Source organism: Desulfocurvus sp. DL1XJH-121 (genome assembly GCF_054819825.1).
Genome location: NZ_JBTVWW010000020.1, coordinates 50,838 through 70,438, shown reverse-complemented (window position 1 = coordinate 70,438; position 19,601 = coordinate 50,838). Strand labels below are relative to the sequence as shown.

At 65.1% G+C, this 19,601-nt stretch carries 18 protein-coding genes; 3 read left to right on the top strand and 15 right to left on the bottom strand.

Translation table 11 applies throughout. The annotated features are described in order from the left end of the window. Nucleotides 1–229: 229 nt before the first annotated feature. The 10 genes from fliQ to era all read right to left on the bottom strand — a co-directional run bounded on the left by fliQ (nt 230) and on the right by era (nt 7,007). Nucleotides 230–499, bottom strand: coding sequence for a flagellar biosynthesis protein FliQ (fliQ, locus tag ACYYG1_RS13480; RefSeq protein WP_461210848.1), 270 nt, complete (start codon nt 497–499; stop codon nt 230–232). Nucleotides 500–521: 22 nt separating this feature from the next. Then, nucleotides 522–1,319, bottom strand: a complete 798-nt coding sequence (gene fliP / locus ACYYG1_RS13475; protein ID WP_461210847.1) for a flagellar type III secretion system pore protein FliP — start codon at nt 1,317–1,319, stop codon at nt 522–524. Beyond that, the gene (gene fliO, locus ACYYG1_RS13470) at nt 1,252–1,749 is read right to left on the bottom strand and encodes a flagellar biosynthetic protein FliO (protein WP_461210846.1); all 498 of its coding nucleotides are present in this window, start codon (nt 1,747–1,749) and stop codon (nt 1,252–1,254) included. The genes fliP and fliO overlap by 68 nt, the downstream gene beginning before the upstream one ends. Then, nucleotides 1,746–2,297: a flagellar motor switch protein FliN gene (fliN, locus tag ACYYG1_RS13465; RefSeq protein ID WP_461210845.1), complete on the bottom strand. Its 552-nt coding sequence runs from the start codon at nt 2,295–2,297 to the stop codon at nt 1,746–1,748. Before fliN ends, fliO begins: the two co-directional genes overlap by 4 nt. Before the next feature lie 33 nt (nt 2,298–2,330). Then, nucleotides 2,331–2,849, bottom strand: coding sequence for a flagellar basal body-associated FliL family protein (locus tag ACYYG1_RS13460; RefSeq protein WP_461210844.1), 519 nt, complete (start codon nt 2,847–2,849; stop codon nt 2,331–2,333). A gap of 24 nt (nt 2,850–2,873) precedes the next feature. Next, nucleotides 2,874–3,608: an OmpA/MotB family protein gene (locus ACYYG1_RS13455; RefSeq protein ID WP_461210843.1), complete on the bottom strand. Its 735-nt coding sequence runs from the start codon at nt 3,606–3,608 to the stop codon at nt 2,874–2,876. Between the two features lie 13 nt (nt 3,609–3,621). Then, nucleotides 3,622–4,452: an OmpA/MotB family protein gene (locus tag ACYYG1_RS13450; protein WP_461210842.1), complete on the bottom strand. Its 831-nt coding sequence runs from the start codon at nt 4,450–4,452 to the stop codon at nt 3,622–3,624. Between the two features lie 24 nt (nt 4,453–4,476). Next, nucleotides 4,477–5,241, bottom strand: coding sequence for a motility protein A (locus ACYYG1_RS13445; protein WP_461210841.1), 765 nt, complete (start codon nt 5,239–5,241; stop codon nt 4,477–4,479). 21 nt (nt 5,242–5,262) lie between these two features. Then, nucleotides 5,263–5,979, bottom strand: coding sequence for a YggS family pyridoxal phosphate-dependent enzyme (locus tag ACYYG1_RS13440; RefSeq protein ID WP_461210840.1), 717 nt, complete (start codon nt 5,977–5,979; stop codon nt 5,263–5,265). 107 nt (nt 5,980–6,086) lie between these two features. Beyond that, nucleotides 6,087–7,007, bottom strand: a complete 921-nt coding sequence (era, locus tag ACYYG1_RS13435; RefSeq protein ID WP_461210839.1) for a GTPase Era — start codon at nt 7,005–7,007, stop codon at nt 6,087–6,089. A gap of 184 nt (nt 7,008–7,191) precedes the next feature. Here era and topA point away from each other — a divergent pair, with 184 nt between their 5' ends. Then, the gene (gene topA, locus ACYYG1_RS13430; protein ID WP_461210838.1) at nt 7,192–9,486 is read left to right on the top strand and encodes a type I DNA topoisomerase; all 2,295 of its coding nucleotides are present in this window, start codon (nt 7,192–7,194) and stop codon (nt 9,484–9,486) included. A 107-nt stretch (nt 9,487–9,593) separates the two neighbouring features. Here topA and aroE read toward each other — a convergent pair whose 3' ends face one another. From aroE to ACYYG1_RS13405, 5 genes are all read right to left on the bottom strand, one after another. Beyond that, nucleotides 9,594–10,406 (bottom strand): shikimate dehydrogenase, encoded by an 813-nt coding sequence (gene aroE, locus ACYYG1_RS13425; protein WP_461210837.1) that lies wholly within the window; start codon nt 10,404–10,406, stop codon nt 9,594–9,596. A gap of 268 nt (nt 10,407–10,674) precedes the next feature. Beyond that, nucleotides 10,675–11,952, bottom strand: coding sequence for a TRAP transporter large permease (locus tag ACYYG1_RS13420; RefSeq protein ID WP_461210836.1), 1,278 nt, complete (start codon nt 11,950–11,952; stop codon nt 10,675–10,677). A gap of 3 nt (nt 11,953–11,955) precedes the next feature. Then, nucleotides 11,956–12,462 carry a TRAP transporter small permease gene (locus ACYYG1_RS13415; RefSeq protein ID WP_461210835.1) on the bottom strand — a complete coding sequence of 169 codons (507 nt, stop codon included), beginning with the start codon at nt 12,460–12,462 and terminating at the stop codon, nt 11,956–11,958. Nucleotides 12,463–12,538: 76 nt separating this feature from the next. Then, nucleotides 12,539–13,513 carry a TRAP transporter substrate-binding protein gene (locus ACYYG1_RS13410; RefSeq protein WP_461210834.1) on the bottom strand — a complete coding sequence of 325 codons (975 nt, stop codon included), beginning with the start codon at nt 13,511–13,513 and terminating at the stop codon, nt 12,539–12,541. 28 nt (nt 13,514–13,541) lie between these two features. After that, the gene (locus tag ACYYG1_RS13405) at nt 13,542–14,405 is read right to left on the bottom strand and encodes an isocitrate lyase/PEP mutase family protein (RefSeq protein ID WP_461210833.1); all 864 of its coding nucleotides are present in this window, start codon (nt 14,403–14,405) and stop codon (nt 13,542–13,544) included. 355 nt (nt 14,406–14,760) lie between these two features. Here ACYYG1_RS13405 and ACYYG1_RS13400 point away from each other — a divergent pair, with 355 nt between their 5' ends. Both ACYYG1_RS13400 and ACYYG1_RS13395 read left to right on the top strand, forming a co-directional pair. Then, on the top strand, nt 14,761–17,355 hold the full coding sequence (locus ACYYG1_RS13400) for a PAS domain S-box protein (RefSeq protein ID WP_461210832.1): 2,595 nt from the start codon (nt 14,761–14,763) through the stop codon (nt 17,353–17,355). Beyond that, entirely contained in the window at nt 17,339–18,760 is a 1,422-nt protein-coding gene (locus ACYYG1_RS13395; RefSeq protein WP_461210831.1) for a sigma-54-dependent transcriptional regulator, read from the top strand. The genes ACYYG1_RS13400 and ACYYG1_RS13395 overlap by 17 nt, the downstream gene beginning before the upstream one ends. Nucleotides 18,761–19,601: the final 841 nt, after the last annotated feature.

The following is a 19,601-nucleotide window of genomic DNA, read 5'->3' as shown; positions in this document are numbered from 1 at the left end:
GGGCTTTTCGCCCAAGGGGCCACGGTCTGCCGGGACGGCCGCGGAGAAGGAAAGCCTCCTTCCCCCCGGCCCCTTTGCCAGCTGGTTCAAATGCGCAAGCGTTTGAACCGGCTGTTCCACCTTCGCATTTCCCCATAAAAAATCAGGGAGAGCCCTTACGGACTCTCCCTGTTCTTTCTCTACTCATGCGCCTGCCCCACCGGATTTCACCCGCGGCCGGAGCGCCCAACTAGCGAATGTAATTCGGCAAATTCAAAAACAATTCCCTCGTAAACGTAATCATCTTGTCCATGATCCAGGGAAAGGCGAACAACAGCGCCAGAAAGATGGACACGATCTTGGGGATGAAGGTCAGGGTCATTTCCTGCACCTGGGTGGCCGCCTGGAGCACGGACACGGTGATACCCACAAGCATGCCTATGCCCAGCATGGGCAGGGAGATGAGCAGGGCCATCTCGATGGCCTGCTTGGCGAAGCCGACGACGAATTCCGGTGTCATGATTCTATCTCCTTGCGCCGGGTCAGATGGCGAAGCTGTTGACCAGCGAGCCTGTGAGCAGGTTCCAGCCGTCCACCATCACGAAGAGGAGCAGCTTGAAGGGCAGCGATATCATCACCGGCGGGAGCATCATCATGCCCATGGCCAGGAGGATGGACGCCACCACCATGTCCAGTATGAGGAACGGGATGTAGATCAAGAATCCGATGGTGAAACCGGTCTTGAGTTCGCTGATCATGAAGCTGGCCACCAACAGGGATGTGGGAACCTCCTCCTTGGCCTTGGGGCGGTCCATCTTGGTCACGCTGTAGAACACCGAGAGATCTTTCTCCCGGGTGTGCTTGAACAGGAATTCCCTGAAGGGCACCTCGGCCTTGGTAACGGCCTCGCGCAGGCTGATCTGTTCGTCCAGGTAGGGTTGCAGGGCCTCGTCGTTGATGCGCGTGCCCACGGGCATCATGATGATGAAGGTCATGAAGATGGCCAGGGCGGACAAGACCTGGGTGGGCGGCATCTGGCCGGTGCCCATGGCCTGCTTGAGGAACGAGAAGACGATGATGATGCGCGTGAACGAGGTGGCCATGATCACGATGGCCGGCGCCAGGGACAGCACCGTGAGCAGGAACATGATCTCCAGAAGCACGGAGACCTGCTCGGGCTCGGTCTGCCCGGCGGAGAGGTTCAGCTGCAGGGAGGGAATCGTCGGGTCCTGGGCGAAGGCGGCCGCGCACCACGCGGCCACCAGGCCCAGGCTAAGAAGTATGGTCCGTACGGCGAGCCTTTTCCAGGCTGCCTGCGAAGTCTTGTTCCGCTGTTTCATTCTCGGCGTCCGTTTCCGTAAGCAGGTTGATGCTGGTGTCCGTAACCCCCAGCACCAAGCGCTTATTCAAGAAGCGGACCACGAAGACCTGTTTTTTGGGCCCCAGGGCCAGCTGGCCCTCGACCTTCAGGCCGCTGCCTCCGAAAACCCCAAGCCCGGCGCGGCGTCCGAAGCGTCTGAGCAGCCAGAGACCGGCGAACATGGACGCCAGGATCAGGCACAGCACGCCCAGGACCTTGAGCATCTCGCCGCCGTAGGACGGGGTGGGCGGCAGGTTCTTGACGCCTTCCTGAGCGGCCTCCTGGGCCAGGGCCAGGGCGGGAGCGGCCCAGGCCAGGGCGGCGGCGCAGAGCGTCAGCAGCGAGCGCGGCGGACGCTCTGCGCGAGGCGCACGCGGGGCGCGAGCGGGAAGATGTCCGGCCATGGTCATGCCAGCTGCTTCACGCGTTCGATGGGGCTGATGATGTCCGTCAGCCGCACGCCGAACTTCTCGTTGATGACCACGGCTTCGCCGCGGGCCACGAGCTTGCCGTTGACGAAGATCTCCAGGGGTTCGCCCGCGAGCTTGTTGAGCTCGATGACCGAACCCTGGCCGAGCTGCAACAGCTCGTTGATCAAGAGCTTGGTGCGCCCCAATTCCGCAGACACGTCCAGGGGGATGTCCAGGATGAAGTCCAGGTCCCGCTTGGTGCCGTCGGGGCGCGGGGCCTTGGCCTCCTCGGTCAGGTCCGGGAAGGCGGCGTCGGTGCTCTGGGCGGCCAGGGCGGACTGCTGCTTCTCCTTTTGGATGGAGTCCTCCTCCTCGGAGGCCAGGGCGGCGGCCCACTCCTCGGCCAGGGCTTCGTCGTCGGCGCTTTCCCCGCCTGCGGCGTCCCCCATCATGGCCTTGGCGTCCTCGGCGGCGTCGGTGTCTCCGCTTTCCTCAAGGGCGGCGGCCCACTCTTCAGCCAGGGAGTCCTGATCTTTTTCGTTTCCCATGCTAGATCCCTTGGTTGGGGTGTGTCGGCCATCCTACTGGACGACCATCTCCGTGAAATAGACCCGCAGCACGTTGGAGCCGCCCACGATCTGGTTCAGGCGCTTCACGATATCGTCCTTCAGGGCCATTTTGCTCTCAATGGACGAGAGGTCCGCGAAGGTCTTGCTGGACAACAGCAGGATGATGGCGTCGCGCACCTTGGGCTCGTTCTTGGAGAGCTTCTCGGCGGCGTCCTTGTCGCGCATCTCCACATCCACGGTCAGCTTCAGGTAGCGCCGCCCCAGGGGGTCGGCCAGGTTGACCACGAAGGTGGGCAGGGACACGAGCTCCGTGTCCGTGGGCTCTCCCTGCTCCTCGATGGGCGCTCCGTCCTGCTGCTCGGCTTGTTCGGCCTTTTTGCCGCCCATGCCCAAGAGGCCCAGGATCTGGTCCTTGAAGAAGAACCCGCCGCCGCCCAGGAGTCCGAGCAGCACCAAGAGGATGATGATCCACTTGAGCTTGCCGCCCTTCTTCTTTTCGTCTTTAGGGGCTTCCATTTGTTCGTCGGCCACGGTCGACTCCTTGGTTTTTTCCGCTTATCTCACATAGGCCCCGAGCCACGGGGTCGTCTTGAGCAAAATTTCCACCCGCCTGTTCTGGGCCCGGCCCTCGGCGGTGGCGTTGTCCGCCATGGGCCAAAACGGGCCGTAGCCGGACACCGAGAACCGCTCGTTGGGCAGGCCCGCCTTCAGGAAGGCGTCCAGCACGGCCAGGGCCCGCTGCCCCGAGAGCACGTAGTTGGGCTCGGCCCGGCCGCCCACGTCGTCGGTGTAGCCCGAAATGTTCACGGGCGCGGCCATGAACCCCAGGACCTCGGCCACCACGGCCAGGAGTTTCCTGGCCGCCGGGTCCAGCTCCGCCCCCCCCGTGGGGAACAGCAGCTTGTCCGTGAGCACCAGTGCCACCCCTTCGGGCCGCTGCAGCACCTTCAGGTTTTCCATCAGGGTGGAGCGGCTGATCTCCGGGGGGATCACGTCGTCCGGAAAGAGCATGTCCTTGAGGCGTTCCTGTTTTTCCAGGACCTCCCAGGGTTTCTCCAGCGCGTCAATGATCATCTTGATGCGCTGGGGGATGCGCCCGGCGCTCATTATCGTCATGGCCCCAAGATCCCTTGAGAAGAAGGTGATCTTGGTCAGGATGCTCCTGTCCATTGAAGACATACTGAGCAGGAGCACGAAAAACGTCAACAGCAGGGTGACCAGGTCCCCGAAGGTGACCAGCCAGGCGTCGCCCGCGACCCCGCTGCCGCCCTTTTTCTTTTTTCGCGCCATAGCCCCGGTTTCCTTAGGGCGCCTGCCTGTTCCGGTCCTCGAACCGGAAGATGAAATCGTTGTACTTGAAGGAGTCGGGCCGCTCCTCCTGGCGCAGCAGGCCCAGGTTCTCGATCCACTGGGAGTTGCGCTTGTCCAGGATCACGTCCACCCGCCTGTTGCGCCTGCGGTCGGCCGCGTTGCGGTCGCCGTAGCGCGGGTGGAAGCGCCCGAAGGCCTCCACCCGGAGCATCTCCGGGTTCATGCCCGCCTCCAGGAGGAAGGAGTATACCTTCATCACCCGCATGAAGGACAGGTTCCAGGACGAATCCATGGTCTGGTCCATGTCCTCCACCCGGAAACGGGTGCCCTCCTCGTCGCGCAGGTTGGAGGTGTGCCCGGCCAGGAGCAGCGGCACGCCCACCTGCAGGAACACGGGCATGGCCGTTTCCAGCACCCTGCGTCCCCCGGGCTTGATCTCGTATTCCCCGGGCTCGAAGAGCACGTCGTCGGGGATGGAGAAGACCTGCACGAACTTGTTGGACGCGAAGTCCAGGTCCTCGGAGATGTCCTCCCAGATCATGGCCCGCAGGGGCTCCAGGTCGTCGACGTTGTCGATCTCCAGGGGGCCCGGCTCCACGGTGATCCTGCGGTTGCGCTGGGAGAGCAGGTCCTGGCCCTGGCCGGCCTCGCCGAAGGTGCCGATGATGGAGCCCAGCACCACGAGCTTGCGCCGCTCGTCCATGACGCTCATGGACACCAGCAGCACGAAGAACGTGAGCATCAGCGTCATCATGTCCGAAAAGGTCACCAGCCATGCGGGCTGGCCTTCCGGCTCCTTGGGTTTTTTTTCCTTCTTGGCCATGGCCTCGGCTCCCGCCAGGGGGTCCTACGCGGCGTCCTGTCTCCGGTCCTTGGGAGGCAGGAAGCTGGAAAGCTTCTCTTCAATGATCCTGGGGTTTTCACCCTTCGATATGGACAGGATGCCCTGCAGGACCATCTCCTTGAGCAGAACCTCCTCCTTGCTGCGCGTCTTGAGCTTGCCGGCCATGGGGTTGAAGACCAGGTTGGCAAGCACCGCGCCGTAGAACGTGGTGATCAGGGCCACGGCCATGGCCGGCCCGATGCTCGAGGGGTCGTCCATGGTCTGGAGCATCTGCACCAGGCCGATGACCGTGCCGATCATGCCCATGGCCGGGGCGTACATGCCCAGGGTGGCGGCCACCTCGGCCCCGGTCTCGTGGCGCTCCTCCAGGTAGGAGACCTCGGTTTCCATGATTTCCTGGATGGTCTGCGGCTCCAGTCCGTCCACGGTGAGCTGCAGGCCCTTGCGCAGGTAGAAGTCGTCGATCTGCTTGATGACCGGTTCCAGGGACAGGATGCCTTCGCGGCGGGCGCGGTTGGCGTAGTCCATGAACTTCTCGATGATCTCCGTGGGGCTCTCCAGGGACGAGAAGAAGGTCTTGCGGATCACGCCGATGACCCCCAGGATTTTGTCCAGGGGGAAGTTGACCATGGTGGCTCCGACGGTTCCGCCCACCACGATGAGCAGGGACGGAATGGACACGAACACCAGGGGGCTGCCGCCGGTGACGATGGCTGCGGCCACCAGGCCGAAGGAGATGACCAGTCCTATGACGGTTGCCAGATCCATGAAGCGTCCCTCGAATTCCGGTTACGTTCGTTGGGGCCTCGTCCCGAAGATGCGCGTGCCGACGCGCACCAGGGTCGAGCCCTCCTCGACGGCCTGCGTGAAATCGTCGGTCATGCCCATGGACAGGACCGGCAGCTTCGTCCCCAGTCGAGGCTCCAGCTCGCCGCGCAGCTCGCGCAGGCGGGCGAAGAGCGGACGTCGCTCATCCGGAGTGAGGTCAAAGGGCGGGAGAATCATCAGCCCGGTCAGGCGCATGGTGTCCATCCGGGCCAGCTCCTCGGCCAACTCCGGAAGGTCCTGTTCGGCGACGCCTGCCTTCTGGCTTTCCCGTGCCAGATTGACCTCGATGAGCACGTCCTGTCTTGGGGCGCAGACCGCCGCCAATCTTTTATGCAAGGCCTGGGCCAACTTGAGGGAATCCAGGGTGTGGATCAGGGCGAAGCGGCCGGGCAGGAACTTGGCCTTGTTGCTTTGCAGGCCGCCCGTGAAATGCCATTCGATGTCCAGGTGCGCCAGGGCCTCCTGCTTGGCCAGGGCCTCCTGCACGTAGTTTTCCCCGAACAGGCGCTGTCCGGCGGCGGCCGCGGCTTCCACGGCCTCGGGCGGATGCAGCTTGGAAATGGCCAGCAGGGTCACGTCCCTCGGGTCGCGGCCCGAGGCCGTGGAAGCCGCGGCGATTTTTTCACGCGTGTCCTCAAGTCGCGAGCGGATGCCCTCCGCGTCGACTCCAGTATGCATTTTTTTCACTCCAGGGGGTGTGTTGCGTCTCCCGGGGCCGGGCCGCCCCCGGCGCCGGAAGGCATGTCAAAAAAACAGCGTAGCGCGTTGCTGGCCTGGCGGAAGGCTCATTCGCCCAGGCCCAGGCCGCGCAGGAAGCCCGGGTCCTCGGTCCAGTCGCGGCGCACCTTGACCCACAGCTCCAGGTGCACCTTGCGCCCGATGAGCTCCTTGATCTCCAGGCGCGCGGCCTTGCCGATGGCCTTCAGGTTCTCGCCGCCCTTGCCGATGACCATGGCCTTGTGCCCGGGCTTGGCCACCCAGATCAGGGCGCCGATGCGCACGACCTTGTCCTCCTCGGCCCAGGTCTCGATCTCCACGGCCGTGGAATAGGGCAGCTCCTGCTGGAGGCTCATGAACAGCTTCTCGCGCACGGTCTCCGCGGCCATGAACCTGAGCGGCACCGTGGACAGCTGGTCCTCGGGGAACATGGGCGGGCCCTCGGGCAGCCGGGCCTTGATCTGGGCCAGGAGCTCGTCCAGGCCCGCGCCCGTGGACGCGGACACGGGCAGGATGTCCGCATCGGGCCAGAGCCTGGCCAGCTCCTGCATCACGGGCAGCAGCTCGGCCTTGTCGCGCACCTGGTCGATCTTGTTCAGGGCCACGTACACGGGGCCGGGGGCGCTCTGCACGCCCTTGACGATGGGCTGCATCTCGCGGGCCAGGAGGTGCGGCTTCTTGGCGTAGAGCCCGGCGTCGGCCAGGACCACGATGACGTCGGCGGACTGCACCCCGGACCAGGCCGCCTGCAGCAGGAAGCGGTTCATGCGCCCGCCCAGCCGGTGCACGCCCGGGGTGTCCAGGAACACGATCTGGCTGTCGGCGTCCGTGAGGATGCCGGTGATCTGGTTGCGGGTGGTCTGGGGCTTGGGGGTGACGATGGCCACCTTCTGGCCCAGATATTTGTTGAGCAGGGTGGACTTGCCCGCGTTGGGCGGTCCCAGCAGCACCACGGTGCCGAATCTGAAGATTTCCTGTGCCTGGGTCATGAATTATTTCCCTGTTACATCATGTGCGCGGCCGGGGGTTTGGGAGACGAATATGCGCCGCGGGTTGACTCGCTCCAGGGACTGTATACCTTAAGACGTTGGGCCCAGGCACGGAAAATCCATCAATTCAACCCGAAATGCAAGGCTTGCCTTCGGACCGTCCTTCGGCTACGCAGCGACCGTTATGAGTAAGAACCTGATCATCGTCGAGTCCCCGGCCAAGGTGAAGACCATCAAGAAGTTCCTGGGCCGCGACTACGCCGTGGAGGCGTCCGTGGGCCATGTCCGCGATCTGCCTCCGCGCGCCCTTGGCGTGGACGAGGAGACCTTCGAGCCCGAATACCGGGTCATCGGCGGCAAGGAAAAAATCGTCAACCGCCTGCTGGACGCCGCGTCCAAGGCCGACGCCGTGTTCCTGGCCCCGGACCCGGACCGCGAGGGCGAGGCCATCGCCTGGCACGTGGCCGAGCTCATCAAGGACAAGGGCGCGAGCCTCAAGCGCATCCAGTTCAACGAGATCACGGCCCGGGCCGTGCGCGAGGCCCTGGAGCACCCCAGGGAGCTGGACGAGAACCTCTTCAATTCCCAACAGGCCCGCCGCGTGCTGGACCGCCTGGTGGGCTACAAGGTCTCGCCGCTGCTCTGGAAGAAGGTCAAGAGCGGCATCTCCGCCGGGCGCGTGCAGTCCGTGGCCCTTCGGCTCATCGTGGACCGCGAGAAGGAACGCCTGGCGTTCAAGCCCGAGGAATACTGGGTGCTCAAGGCCACCCTGGCCGGAGACGAGCCCCCGGCCTTCGTCACGGACCTGGTCAAGGTGGGCGGCAAGAAGGCCGCCGTGGGCAACGCGGACCAGGCCCAGTCCGTTGAGGACACGGCGCGCTCCAAGCCCTTCGTCGTGGACTCGGTCACGGAGAAGGAGCGCCGCCGCAGCCCGGCCCCGCCCTACATCACCTCCACCCTGCAGCAGGACGCCAACCGGCGCATGGGCTATTCCGCCAAGAAGACCATGAGCGCGGCCCAGCGCCTGTACGAGGGCGTGGAGCTCGGGGAGCGCGGCACCACGGCGCTGATCACCTACATGCGTACGGACTCCGTGCGCATCGCCGACGACGCGCGCGACGCGGCCAGGGAATTCATCCTCGAACGCTGGGGCGAGGAATTTTATCCGCCCAAGGCCCGGGTCTTCAAGACCAAGGCCTCGGCCCAGGACGCCCACGAGGCCATCCGCCCGGTGGACGTGGCCATCACGCCCGACGACGTGCGCTCCTACCTGCCCTCGGACCAGTTCCAGCTCTACAAGCTCATCTGGCAGCGCTTCGTGGCCTCCCAGATGGCCGACGCCACCTTCTGGGACACCACGGTGGACGTGACCTGCGGGAACACCCTCTGGCGCGCCAAGGGCGAGCGCCTGCTCTTCGCGGGCTGGCTGCGGCCGTTCCAGAACGAGGAGGGGGCCATGCCCCCGGGTTCGGAGCTGCTGCCCAAGCTGGCCCAGGGCCAGGAGCTGCGCCTGGACGACTTCAGCAAGGAGCAGAAGTTCACCCTGCCCCCGGCGCGCTATTCCGAGGCCTCCCTGGTCAAGGAGCTGGAGGAGAAGGGCATCGGCCGGCCCTCCACCTACGCGGCCATCATCTCCACCATCCTGGGCCGCGAATACGTGGAGCTGGTGAACAAGCGCTTCGCGCCCACGGACCTGGGCACCGTGGTCAGCGACCTGTTGACCCAGCATTTCGCCGACCTCATGGACGTGGGCTTCACCGCGAGCATGGAGGAGTCCCTGGACAAGGTGGCCGACGGCAAACAGGACTGGATCAAGCTCCTCAAGGGCTTCACCAAGGACTTCTATCCGGCCCTGGACCAGGCGCGCACGGACATGAAGCGCGTCAAGGCCGGGCTGGAGACCGGGCTGGACTGCGAGGTCTGCGGACGGCCCATGGTCATCAAGTTCGGCCGCGCGGGCACGTTCCTGGCCTGCTCCGGGTATCCGGAATGCAAAAACACCAAGAACTTCACGCGCAACGAGCAGGGCCAGATCGAGATCGTGGAGCACCAGCGCGTGGAGCCCGAGAAGATCGGCCGCGCCTGCCCGGACTGCGGCGGGGACCTGGTGCTCAAGAAGGCCCGCACGGGCAGCCGGTTCATCGCCTGCAACAACTACCCGGACTGCAGCTACGCTGAGCCCTTCACCACGGGGGTCAAATGCCCCAAGTGCGAGGAAGGCGAGCTGGTGGAGAAGTCCTCGCGCCGGGGCAAGCTGTTCTATTCCTGCAACCGCTACCCGGACTGCGACTACGCCCTGTGGAACAAGCCCGTGGAAAAGGCCTGCCCGGAGTGCGGCTCCCCGATCCTGGAACTGAAGACCACCCGCGCCAAGGGCAAGCATTTGGCCTGTCCCAACAAGAAGTGCAAGTACACCGAGCCCCTGGACGGCGAGGGCGCCGAGGGCTTCGATGACGGCGCGGACGACGGCGTCGAGTAGACCGTAGGGCGGTCCGCCGGATCCGAAGGAAATTCAAAGCCCCCGCGCAGGCTGCTGCGCGGGGGCTTTTCTTGTCTGACGATCGTAATACGAAATGTATCAAATTATTATTTCAGAAGATTGGATACGAGAATTCGGGCCTCGGAGAGGTCGAAGCTCTGGCCCGTGAACAGGCGGAACTGCTCCAGGGCCTGGTGCAGGAACATGGTCAGCCCGTCGATGGCCCGGCAGCCCGCGGCCCGGGCCTGGCCCAGGAACACGGTGTCCACGGGGTTGTAGACCAGGTCGTAGGCGGTCTGCCCGGCCCGGAGGGGGCGCTCGTCCGGCCAGGGGGACAGGGCCTCGCGCTCCCCGCGCATGCCCAGGGGCGTGGCGTTGACCACCAGGGCCGCGTCCGCGTCCGCGCGCTCCTCCCAGGGGATGGCCTGGGCCTTGAATTCAGCGGCCAGGACCTCGGCCTTGGCCGGGTTGCGGTTGCTCACGGCCACGTCCTTTGTTCCCAGCTCCCTGAGGCCCGCCAGGGCCGCCCGCGCCGCCCCTCCCGCGCCCAGCACCAGGGCCGAGGCCGGGACCTCGCCCAGGGCCGAAAGCGGCGCCAGGAAGCCGTGCACGTCGGTGTTCTCGGCCAGGAGCCGCCCGTCCCGCCAGTACAGGGTGTTGGCCGCGCCCACGGCGCGCACCCGCTCACTGGTCCCGTCCACGAAGTCCAGCACCGCCAGCTTGTGGGGGATGGTCACGGACAGCCCGGCCACGGGCTCGGCGCGCACGCGCTCCATGAACGCGGGCAGGTCCCCGGGCGGGGTGGGAAAGGCGCGGTATTCCCCGGGCAGACCCCGTTCCTTGAGTGCCCAGTTGTGCAGGGCCGGGCTCATGCTGTGGCCCAGGGGGTGGCCGACGATGCCGTACAGGGGATGCTTCATGCTCGTTTCCGGGGGTGCGTTTGGGGTTGCGGGTGGGTCGCCGGGTTCCGGTTATAGGCGTTTTGCGCTTTTTCGCCAAGAAAACGAGAGCCCGCCCCGCGCCAAGGCGCGGGGCGGACCGTATGGGGAGTGAGGCAGAACGGCTGTTAGGGATTTCCTGGAGCCGGCGGGTGGGTGTCGCCGGCTCCAGGGGCGGCCGGGAAGGGGTTCCGGCCAATGCGGACGGACGCCCCGGGGGAGTAGGCCCGGGGCGTTTCCATGGAGCCCGTCATTGCATCATGTGATTCGGGATGAACAGCACCAGGTCCGGGAAGAAGATCAGGATGAACATGACCACCACCAGGACCAGGAGGTACGGCAGCACGCCCATGGACAGCTTTTCGATGCTCACCTTGCCCAGGTCGCAGGCCACGAACAGGCACAGGCCCACCGGGGGCGTGACCTGGCCGATGGACAGGGTCAGCACCAGCAGCACTCCGAAGAACACCGGGTCGATGCCGGCGGAGACGATCACCGGGTAGAAGATGGGGGCCATGAGCACCACGGCCACGGCGTTGTCCAGGAAGGTACCCACAACCAGGAGCGAGATGCAGATCAGGATGAGCAGGATCCGGGGGTCGTTGGACACGCCCAGCAGCGTCTCGGTCAGGGCCTGGGGGATCTGCTCACTGGCCATCAGGTAGCTGAAGCAGTGGGCCGTGGCCACCAGGAACATGATCACCGCCGCGCTCTTGGCCGTGCTCAGGACCACCTTGCAGATGCCCTTGAAGTCCAGCTGGCGGTAGACCAGGGTGCCGATGAGCAGGCCGTAGGCCACGGCCACCACGGCGGCCTCGGTGGGCGTGAACACGCCGCCGTAGATGCCGCCGAGGATGATCAGCGGCATGAGCAGGGCCAGGGAGGCGTCCTTGATGGCCTTCATGGTGTCGGCGAGGCTTACCTTGTCGCCGCCGCCGTAGCCGTGCTTCTTGGCCACCAGGTAGTTGACCAGCATCAGCGCGGCGCTCATGAGCAGGCCGGGGATGATGCCGCCCAGGAACAGCTTGCCCACGGACGCGCCGGTGATGACGCCGTAGAGCACCATGGTGATGCTCGGGGGGATGAGCAGGCCGATGGTGCCGGAGGCGGCCACGCAGGCGGCCGAGAACACGCTGGAATAGCCCTTGTCGCGCATGGGGCCGACCATGACCGAGCCGATGGCCGCGGTGGTGGCCGGGGCGGAGCCGGAGATGGCGCCGAAGAAGGTGCAGGCCGCCGTGGCCACGTGGGCCAGGCCGCCGGTGTAGCGGCCGAAGAAGCAGTTGGCCAGGTTCACCAGGCGCGCGGACACGCCGCCCGAGGACATGATGTTGCCCGCCAGGATGAAGAACGGGATGGCCATCAGGGTGAAGGAGTCGACCCCGCCGTAGGCCTTCTGCACCAGGACCATCAGCGGCACGTGGCTGAAGAAGAGCAGGGCGATGAGCGAGGACAGACCCAGGGCCACGGCGATGGGCACGCCCACGAGAACGAGAAGGAAAAAGCTGACGAAGAGTGTGGTACCCATGATTTACGCTCCCTGGGATGCGCCGAGCATCGATTTGGCGTGCTCCACGGCGTGGTGCAGCACGTTCAGGGCCATGAACAGGCTGCCGATGGGGATGGCCAGGTACACGGCGCCGACGGAGAGCCAGCCCATGGACGAGGAAACCTGGCCCAGAGCCATGACCCGCGAGGAGACCACGAAGCCGTCCTTGACGAAGACCCACAGGAACCAGAGGCACAGGGCATCGGCCAGAAGGTTCACCGCGCCGCGCAGCCTGGGGTTGGGCACGCTGTCCACGAAATACGAAACCTTGATGTGCGTGTCCTCGTAGAAGGCCACGCTTGCGCCGCAGAAGGTCAGCCAGACGAAGAGGTAGCGGGCCAGCTCTTCGGACCAGGACAGAGGGTTCTGCAGCACGTAGCGGCATACGACCTGGCCGAAGATGAGCACCGTCATGGCTCCGAAGGCCACGGTGATCAGGATGGACAGGTATTTGTTGAAAAAGGTGTTCACCGCTTGAAGCAGGTGCATTGGGAACTCCTTTGCGGCATGGCCCGCCGGGAACGGAAGGCTCCGTTCCCGGCGGGCTGTGTGCGAACGGCCAAGTCTACTGGACGGCCTTGATCCTCTTGATCAGGTCGCCGAACTTGTCCTGGTACTTGTCGTAGATGGCCTGGGACGCGGCCTCGAAGGCGGCGCGGTCGGCCGTGTTGACTTCCATCTTGGTCTTCAGGAAGGCCAGCTGGGAGTCGTCTTCCTTCTCAACTTCCTTGCGGATCCACTGGGCGACCTCGCGGGCGGAGTCGCCCAGGGCCTGCTGCTCGGCGGCGGGCAGGGAGTCGAAGATGATCTTGCTCATGACCAGCGGTTCGCTGACATGGATGTGGTTGGTCAGGGAGAGGTACTTCTGGACCTCATAGAACTTCTGGGTCACGCAGTGGGCCACGGGGTTCTCCTGGCCGTCCACAGTGCCCAGCTGCAGGGCGGTGTACAGCTCGCCGAAGGCCAGGGGGGCCGGGGAGGCGCCGAAGGCCTTGAAGGAGTCGATGAAGATGTAGCCGGAGGGGGTCCGGATCTTCAGACCCTTGAGGTCCTCGGGCTTGTTGATGGGGTGCTTGGAGTTGGTGATGTGGCGGAAGCCGTTCTCCCAGTAGCTCAGCACCACGAGGCCCTTCTTGGCCAGGTTGGCGGTCAGCTGGTCGCCGATGGGGCCGTCCAGGACCTTGCCCACATGGTCGACGTCGCGGAACAGGAAGGGCATGTTCAACACGCCCATGGTCTCCTCGAAGCTGGAGAGCAGCACGTCGGAGGTCAGGACCATCTCGATGGTGCCCAGCTGGGCGCCTTCCACGAGCTCGCGCTGCTTGCCCAGCTGGTTGGCGGGGAAGACCTTGACGTCGACGTTGCCGCCGGTCTTCTTGGCCACCAGATCCTTAAACATCAGCGCGGCCTTGTGGTAGGGGTGGTCCACCGGGGACAAGTGGCCGAGCTTCATGGTGGTCTTGGCCTGGCTCACGCCGGGCAGTGCCAGCACGGTCACGGCCAGGGCGATCATCACAACCTTGCGCAAATCGAATTTCATGAGAGCCTCCTGAAGAATTGGCGGTTCGCTAGGCGTACTTCTTTTCCATCTCGTAGTAGTTGGTCAGGCCGATGAAGTCGTTGAACTCCTGGAAGGTCACCAGGTTGTCCCAGATGGGCTTGGTGGTGCCGTCCTTCTTCAAGGTCTCGCAGTAGTCGCGGACCGCGGCGGCGGCGGCGTAGACCGGGCCGGTGCAGTAGATGGCGATGTTGAAGCCCATGGCTTCCATCTCGGCCACGGTGGGCATGGGGCTGCGGCCGCCCTCGAGCATGTTGGCCAGGGTGAAGGCGTCGGGGAAGGCCTCGTTGATCTTCTTCATTTCCTCTTCGCTCTCCGGGGACTCCACGAACAGCAGGTCCGCGCCGGCTTCCTTGTAGGCCTGGGCGCGCTCCAGGGCGGCGTCGATGCCGAAGTTGGTGCGCGCGTCGGTGCGGGCGATGATCACGAAGTCGTCATCGATGCGCGCGTCGCAGGCGGCCTTGATCTTGTTGATCATCTCTTCCTGGGGAATGACCTTGCGGCCGAGCATGTGTCCGCATTTCTTGGGGAAGACCTGGTCCTCCAGCTGGATGGCGCAGACGCCGGCCTTCTCGTACTCGCGCACGGTGCGCATGACGTTCAGGGGGTTGCCGTAGCCGGTGTCGCCGTCGGCCAGGATGGGCACGTCCACGGCCTCGGCCATGTCGGCGGCGCGGCGGGCCATCTCGCTCATGGTCAACAGGCCCACGTCGGGCTGGCCAAGGACGCTGGCGGACTGGCCGTAGCCGGTCATGTACACGGCCTTGAAGCCGCTGGCGGCGATGATCTTGGCGCTGAGCATGTCATAGGCGCCGGGAGCCACGAGCAGCTCCTTGGCGGCGAGCAGGTTGCGAAGTTGCGTGGTCTTTTTCATGGGAAGGAATCCTCCTTGTGGTTTTTCCTCCCCAAGGCAAGGGCCGTGCCATGCCCGTGACGCGGCGCGAAAGGAGAATGATCTTGAATCGTTACTGATATGTTAAGGCCCCTTTCCCCGCGGGGCGGCGGTATGCTAAAGGTTATGGTCCGGCCGGGGCTGGAAACCCGTTGCCCGGCGATGGCGGCCCGTCACGCGGGGAACGGGCCGGGGCCCCGCCGGGGCCATGACCAGGGTAATGACTATTACATAAGTCATAGGGCTTTGATTTGGTTCAATATATGATATTGGGTTGATGGCGGCGAAGTGTCCCCGGGGCCGCACAACCGTCCAGAAACCCAGCAGGTATCCGACCATGCCTTCCATGTTTTCCGCTCCCGGTTTCCCCAGGGTCGCGCATCTGCGGCGCACCATGGCCTTTCTGGTCACCCTGGTGGTGGTTCTTTTCGTGGTGGGGTTCGGCATCTCCAGGCTGATGCAGCTGGAGAACAAGCGCGCGGCCCAGGAGCTTTCGGCCAGGCTCGTGGCCGAGCAGATCCGGATCACCCTCAACGAACGCATCGACATGGCCCAGCGCCTGGCCCGCAACCCCACCATCATCCAGATGTACGAGGACGGCGACGCCGGGTCCCTGGACTCCCGGGTGCTCCTGAACACGGTCAACGAGATGGCCGCCACGTCGCTGATCTACACCCTGTCCGCCACGGGCCGGACCTTCGCCAGCGCCGACTCCCAGGAGGCGCTCCTGGTGGGCAAGAACTACAGCTTCAGGCCCTATTTCCACCAGGCCATGGCCGGGGAGATCGCCGTCTACCCGGCCCAGGGCTTCTATACCGGCCGCCGGGGCATACACATCGCCGTGCCCATCCACGGGGCCGGAGGCGCCCATCCCATCGGCGTGCTTGTGATGAAGATCGGCATGACCGAGATCGACGAGATCCTGGCCGCGCAGGAGGAAAAGCTGGCCATGGTTTCCCCGGACGGGGTGATCCTGTCCACCAACCAGTCGGACTGGCTGCTGCACTCCCTCATGCCGCTGTCCCCGGGCGCGCGCCTGCGCCTGCGCGATTCCCGCCAGTTCGGGGCCGGGGAGATCGAGGCCCTGGACGTGGATCTCACGGGTGAGCGCGTGCGCATGGACAGGGCCGCCTACAGCATCGCCCGCGAGCCCCTGCCCATCCCGGGCTGGTACATCCTGTCCTGCGACCGCAGCCAGCCCCTGGAGCCCCTGACGCCCTTCCAGCAGTTCCAGATCCTGGGCGGGTTGTCCGTCACCGGGGGCATGGCCGTGCTGATCTTCTTCCTGGCCGTGAACATCCAGCACCGCAAGTTCACGGAGAAGATGCTCCGCCGCGCCGAGGAGAAGTACCGCAGCATCTTCGAGAACGCGGTCATGGGCGTATACCAGAGCACCACGGCCGGGCGGTTCTTCGAGGCCAGCCCGTCCATGGCCCGCATCCTGGGCTACGACAGCCCGGCGGACCTCATCGAGTCCGTGCACGACATGCGCGACATCTACTACAACCCCTACGACCGCGACGTGTGGCTCAACCTCCTGGCCGAGCGCGAGCAGTTCAGCGGCTTCGAGACCCGCTACCTGAAGAAGGACGGCACGCCCATCTGGGTCTCCCTGTCCAGCCGCCTGGCCGTGGGCGAGGACCGGGAGGAGCAGTTCATCGAGGGCTTCTGCCTGGACGTGAGCGACAAGAAGGAGGCCGTGGAGGCCCTGAAGCGCGAGCGCGACATTCTCTCGCGCATCATGGCCACCAGCCCGGCCAGCATCATCTTGAGCGACGGCGAGGGCCGCGTGACCTACGCCAACGCCCACGCCGAGGCGCTCTTGGGCATCCGTCCCCAGCCGGGGTCCGACGCGGGCTATTCGCCCCCGGAATTCACCATGCTGGACCCGGAGGGCAAGCTCCTGTCCGACCACGAGCAGCCCGCGCGCCGCGCCCGCAGCAGGCGGACCATCGTGCGCAACCAGCGCTGCATCCTGCAGTGGGCCGACGGCCGTCAGGTGGTCGTTTCCGTGAGCGTGGCGCCCATGTTCGACCGCGAGGGCCGCGTGGCGGAGATGGTCTCGCTGTTCGAGGACATCACCAAGATGGTGCGCGCGGAAAAGGAGGCCGCCGAGCAGCAGCAGCAGCTGTTCGAGGCCGACCGCATGATCGCCATGGGCATCCTGACATCGGGCATCGCCCACGAGATCAACAACCCCAACACCTACATCCTGTCCTCGGCCCAGACCCTGTCCGACGCCTGGAAGGAGGCCAAGGTGGTGCTGGACGAGTACTACGAGGAGAACGGGGACTTCATCATCGGCGGAATCCCCTATTCCGCCATGCGCGAGACCCTGCCGTCGCTCAACGACCGCATCCTGGACGGGTCGCGGCGCATCGGGCGGATCATCAAGGAGCTGCTCGTGTTCTCGCGCCGCGAGTCCATCGGCACCACCGAGGCCCTGGACCTGAACAAGGTCATCCGCACCTCGGAGATCCTGCTCTCCAGCATGATCAAAAAGTCCACCCACAGTTTCGAGATGCTCCTGGCCCCGGGCGAGGTCTTCATCCAGGGCAATTTCCAGCGCCTGGAGCAGGTGCTCATCAACATCATCCAGAATGCCCTGCAGGCCCTGCCCGGGCCGGACAAGGGCATCGTGGTGGAGTCCCGCGTGGACCAGGCCAGGGGCACGGCCCAGATCGTGGTCCGGGACCAGGGCGTGGGCATCTCCGACAAGGACCTGGCGCGGGTCATGGACCCCTTCTTCACTACCAAGCGCGAAACCGGGGGCACGGGGCTCGGCCTGGCGGTTTCGTCAACCATCGTGCACGACCTGGGCGGCAGCATGCACTTCGATTCCCAGGAAGGAATCGGCACGACCGTCACCCTCACCTTCCCCCTGAAAGACAGGCCCGCTCCCACGGGAGGACGCCATGCAGCAGCTTTGTGAACAGGAACAGTACAAGATCCTCGTGGTCGACGACGAACGGGAGGTCCTGGAGAGCTTCCGCCTGACCCTGCTTTCCGGGGGGCTGTCCAACGTGGTCATCTGCCATGACAGCCGCGAGGTCCTGCCCCTGCTGGAAAAGGACAAGGAAATCAACCTGGTGCTTTTGGACCTGATCATGCCCTACATGGGCGGCCAGGACCTGCTCCAATCCATCCGCGAGACCTATCCCGAGGTGGCGGTCATCGTGATCACGGCCCTGGACGAGCTGTCCACGGCCGTGGACTGCATGAAGGCCGGGGCCTTCGACTATCTGGTCAAGCCCGTGGAAAAGGTGCGCCTGCTCTCCTGCGTGCGCCACGCCTACGAGCACCAGGCCGTGCTCCTGGAGAACAGGGCCCTCAAGCAGCGGGTGCTGTCCGCCAGCGCGAAGCACCCCGAGGCCTTTTCCGGGGTCGTAACCCGCAGCCCGGCCATGCTCTCCCTGTTCCAGTACGCCGAAGCCATCGCGGCTTCGCCCGAGGCCGTGCTCATCACCGGCGAAACCGGGGTGGGCAAGGAGCTCTTCGCCCGGGCCATCCACGACCTGAGCTGCCGCCAGGGCCGGTTCGTGGCCGTGAACGTGGCCGGGCTGGACGAACAGAGCTTCTCGGACACCCTGTTCGGGCACCGCAAGGGGGCCTTCACGGGCGCGGACAGCAACCGCGACGGCCTGCTCAAGACCGCCGAGGGCGGGACCCTGTTCCTGGACGAGATCGGGGACCTGACCCCGGCCCTGCAGGTCAAGCTCCTGAGATTGCTGCAAGAGCGCGAATACTATCCCCTGGGCTCGGACCTGCCGCGCAAGGCCCAGGTGCGCGTGCTCGTGGCCACGCACCGCGACCTGTCCGACGACAAGACCGGCCCGGCCTTCCGCCGCGACCTGTATTACCGTCTGCAAACCCACCTCGTGCACATCCCCCCCTTGCGCCAGCGCAAGGAGGATTTGCCGCTGTTGGTGGGCCATTTCCTGGACATGGCCGCCGAGAGCATGGGCCGCAAGGCCCCCAAGGCACCCAAGGAGCTGGTCTCCCTGCTTCAAAGCTACGCGTTCCCGGGCAACGTGCGCGAATTGAAGACCATGCTCTTCGACGCCGTGAGCAAGCACCAGGGAGGGGTCCTGTCCCTGTCGTCGCTCAAGGAGCGGATTTTCAGCGCCGAACACGGGGCGGCCCAGGTCCAGGACGAGGACCAGGGCGGGAATTTCTTTTGCCATGTGGATTCGTTGCCTACGTTGCAGGAGTCGCGCATGCAGCTCATTGACGAGGCGCTACGCCGCGCCGGGGGCAATCAGTCCATTGCGGCGAGGTATTTGGGGATTACGCAGCCGGCGTTGAGTCGGCATTTGAAGAGGCACAAGGAAGTTTGAGTTTTGCATTGCGTTGGAAAGGCCGGGGAGTTGTAACGCAAAACCAAACGTGTCCTCCCACCCTCCCGCCGCGTTCCGCAACAGGTATGAGGGGGTGGTTTTGGGGGAGGGTATTTAGTGTTGCGGGCGCAAGGCGCGGGAGAGGCGCGCTCCCTTCGAAGGATTTCCCCCGCCGCGCGGCTTCGCCGCAGGGGCGGGACAAATCCAGGCGGTCGCACACCTCTCCCGCGCCCCGCGCCAGGGCACCGACGGAAAGCCTCCCGATCCGAGAACGCGACAGGGAAATAGAAGAAGTATCCTACTTGACGATGGGGAAGAGGTACTGGCTGAAATCATACCTGACCCCGTGCCGCCGCACTACTCGCGCCCCGCCCTTTGGGACTCCCCGAGCCCCGGCGCGCTGCCTGGCGCAGCGGCTGTGATGGAAATCAGCGAAGCGGAGCCGGGCTCGTGCGACGGGGCGGCATCACCTGTGCCGCGACACGAGGGGAATATACACTGAGGGACAGCACCACCGCGACGACCCAGCGTCCCTGGCGGGTGCGGGGGGCGAAGCGACCTGGGTGGTAACCCCCGAAGCGAAGCCTCCCGTACCCGCCAGGGGCGCGGCCGCTTCACCTGCAATCATTCCCGACAAACCAACGCCCTGCCCGCGCGGGAACGCGGTGGGCGGGCGGGAGGGCGGAAATGGTTTTGCATCACGACTCCCATCCTCCTCCAAACTCTCCCTCTACAACTTATCAGCCCCCGCCCCATCTACCTCCCCGCCTCCTCTCTCCTCCCATTTCTTTTCTTCTCCCTTCCTCCTCCCCCAAAAAAAATCTACCCCCGCACGGCAGGC

Coding starts and splice junctions, on each gene's coding strand:
- ACYYG1_RS13410 (WP_461210834.1), bottom strand. CDS start 13,513: ATGAAATTCGATTTGCGCAAGGTTGTGATGATCGCCCTGGCCGTGACC.
- ACYYG1_RS13450 (WP_461210842.1), bottom strand. CDS start 4,452: ATGGCCAAGAAGGAAAAAAAACCCAAGGAGCCGGAAGGCCAGCCCGCA.
- ACYYG1_RS13405 (WP_461210833.1), bottom strand. CDS start 14,405: ATGAAAAAGACCACGCAACTTCGCAACCTGCTCGCCGCCAAGGAGCTG.
- ACYYG1_RS13400 (WP_461210832.1), top strand. CDS start 14,761: ATGCCTTCCATGTTTTCCGCTCCCGGTTTCCCCAGGGTCGCGCATCTG.
- fliN (WP_461210845.1), bottom strand. CDS start 2,297: ATGGGAAACGAAAAAGATCAGGACTCCCTGGCTGAAGAGTGGGCCGCC.
- ACYYG1_RS13445 (WP_461210841.1), bottom strand. CDS start 5,241: ATGGATCTGGCAACCGTCATAGGACTGGTCATCTCCTTCGGCCTGGTG.
- ACYYG1_RS13455 (WP_461210843.1), bottom strand. CDS start 3,608: ATGGCGCGAAAAAAGAAAAAGGGCGGCAGCGGGGTCGCGGGCGACGCC.
- aroE (WP_461210837.1), bottom strand. CDS start 10,406: ATGAAGCATCCCCTGTACGGCATCGTCGGCCACCCCCTGGGCCACAGC.
- ACYYG1_RS13440 (WP_461210840.1), bottom strand. CDS start 5,979: ATGCATACTGGAGTCGACGCGGAGGGCATCCGCTCGCGACTTGAGGAC.
- ACYYG1_RS13395 (WP_461210831.1), top strand. CDS start 17,339: ATGCAGCAGCTTTGTGAACAGGAACAGTACAAGATCCTCGTGGTCGAC.
- ACYYG1_RS13415 (WP_461210835.1), bottom strand. CDS start 12,462: ATGCACCTGCTTCAAGCGGTGAACACCTTTTTCAACAAATACCTGTCC.
- era (WP_461210839.1), bottom strand. CDS start 7,007: ATGACCCAGGCACAGGAAATCTTCAGATTCGGCACCGTGGTGCTGCTG.
- fliQ (WP_461210848.1), bottom strand. CDS start 499: ATGACACCGGAATTCGTCGTCGGCTTCGCCAAGCAGGCCATCGAGATG.
- ACYYG1_RS13420 (WP_461210836.1), bottom strand. CDS start 11,952: ATGGGTACCACACTCTTCGTCAGCTTTTTCCTTCTCGTTCTCGTGGGC.
- topA (WP_461210838.1), top strand. CDS start 7,192: ATGAGTAAGAACCTGATCATCGTCGAGTCCCCGGCCAAGGTGAAGACC.
- fliP (WP_461210847.1), bottom strand. CDS start 1,319: ATGAAACAGCGGAACAAGACTTCGCAGGCAGCCTGGAAAAGGCTCGCC.
- fliO (WP_461210846.1), bottom strand. CDS start 1,749: ATGACCATGGCCGGACATCTTCCCGCTCGCGCCCCGCGTGCGCCTCGC.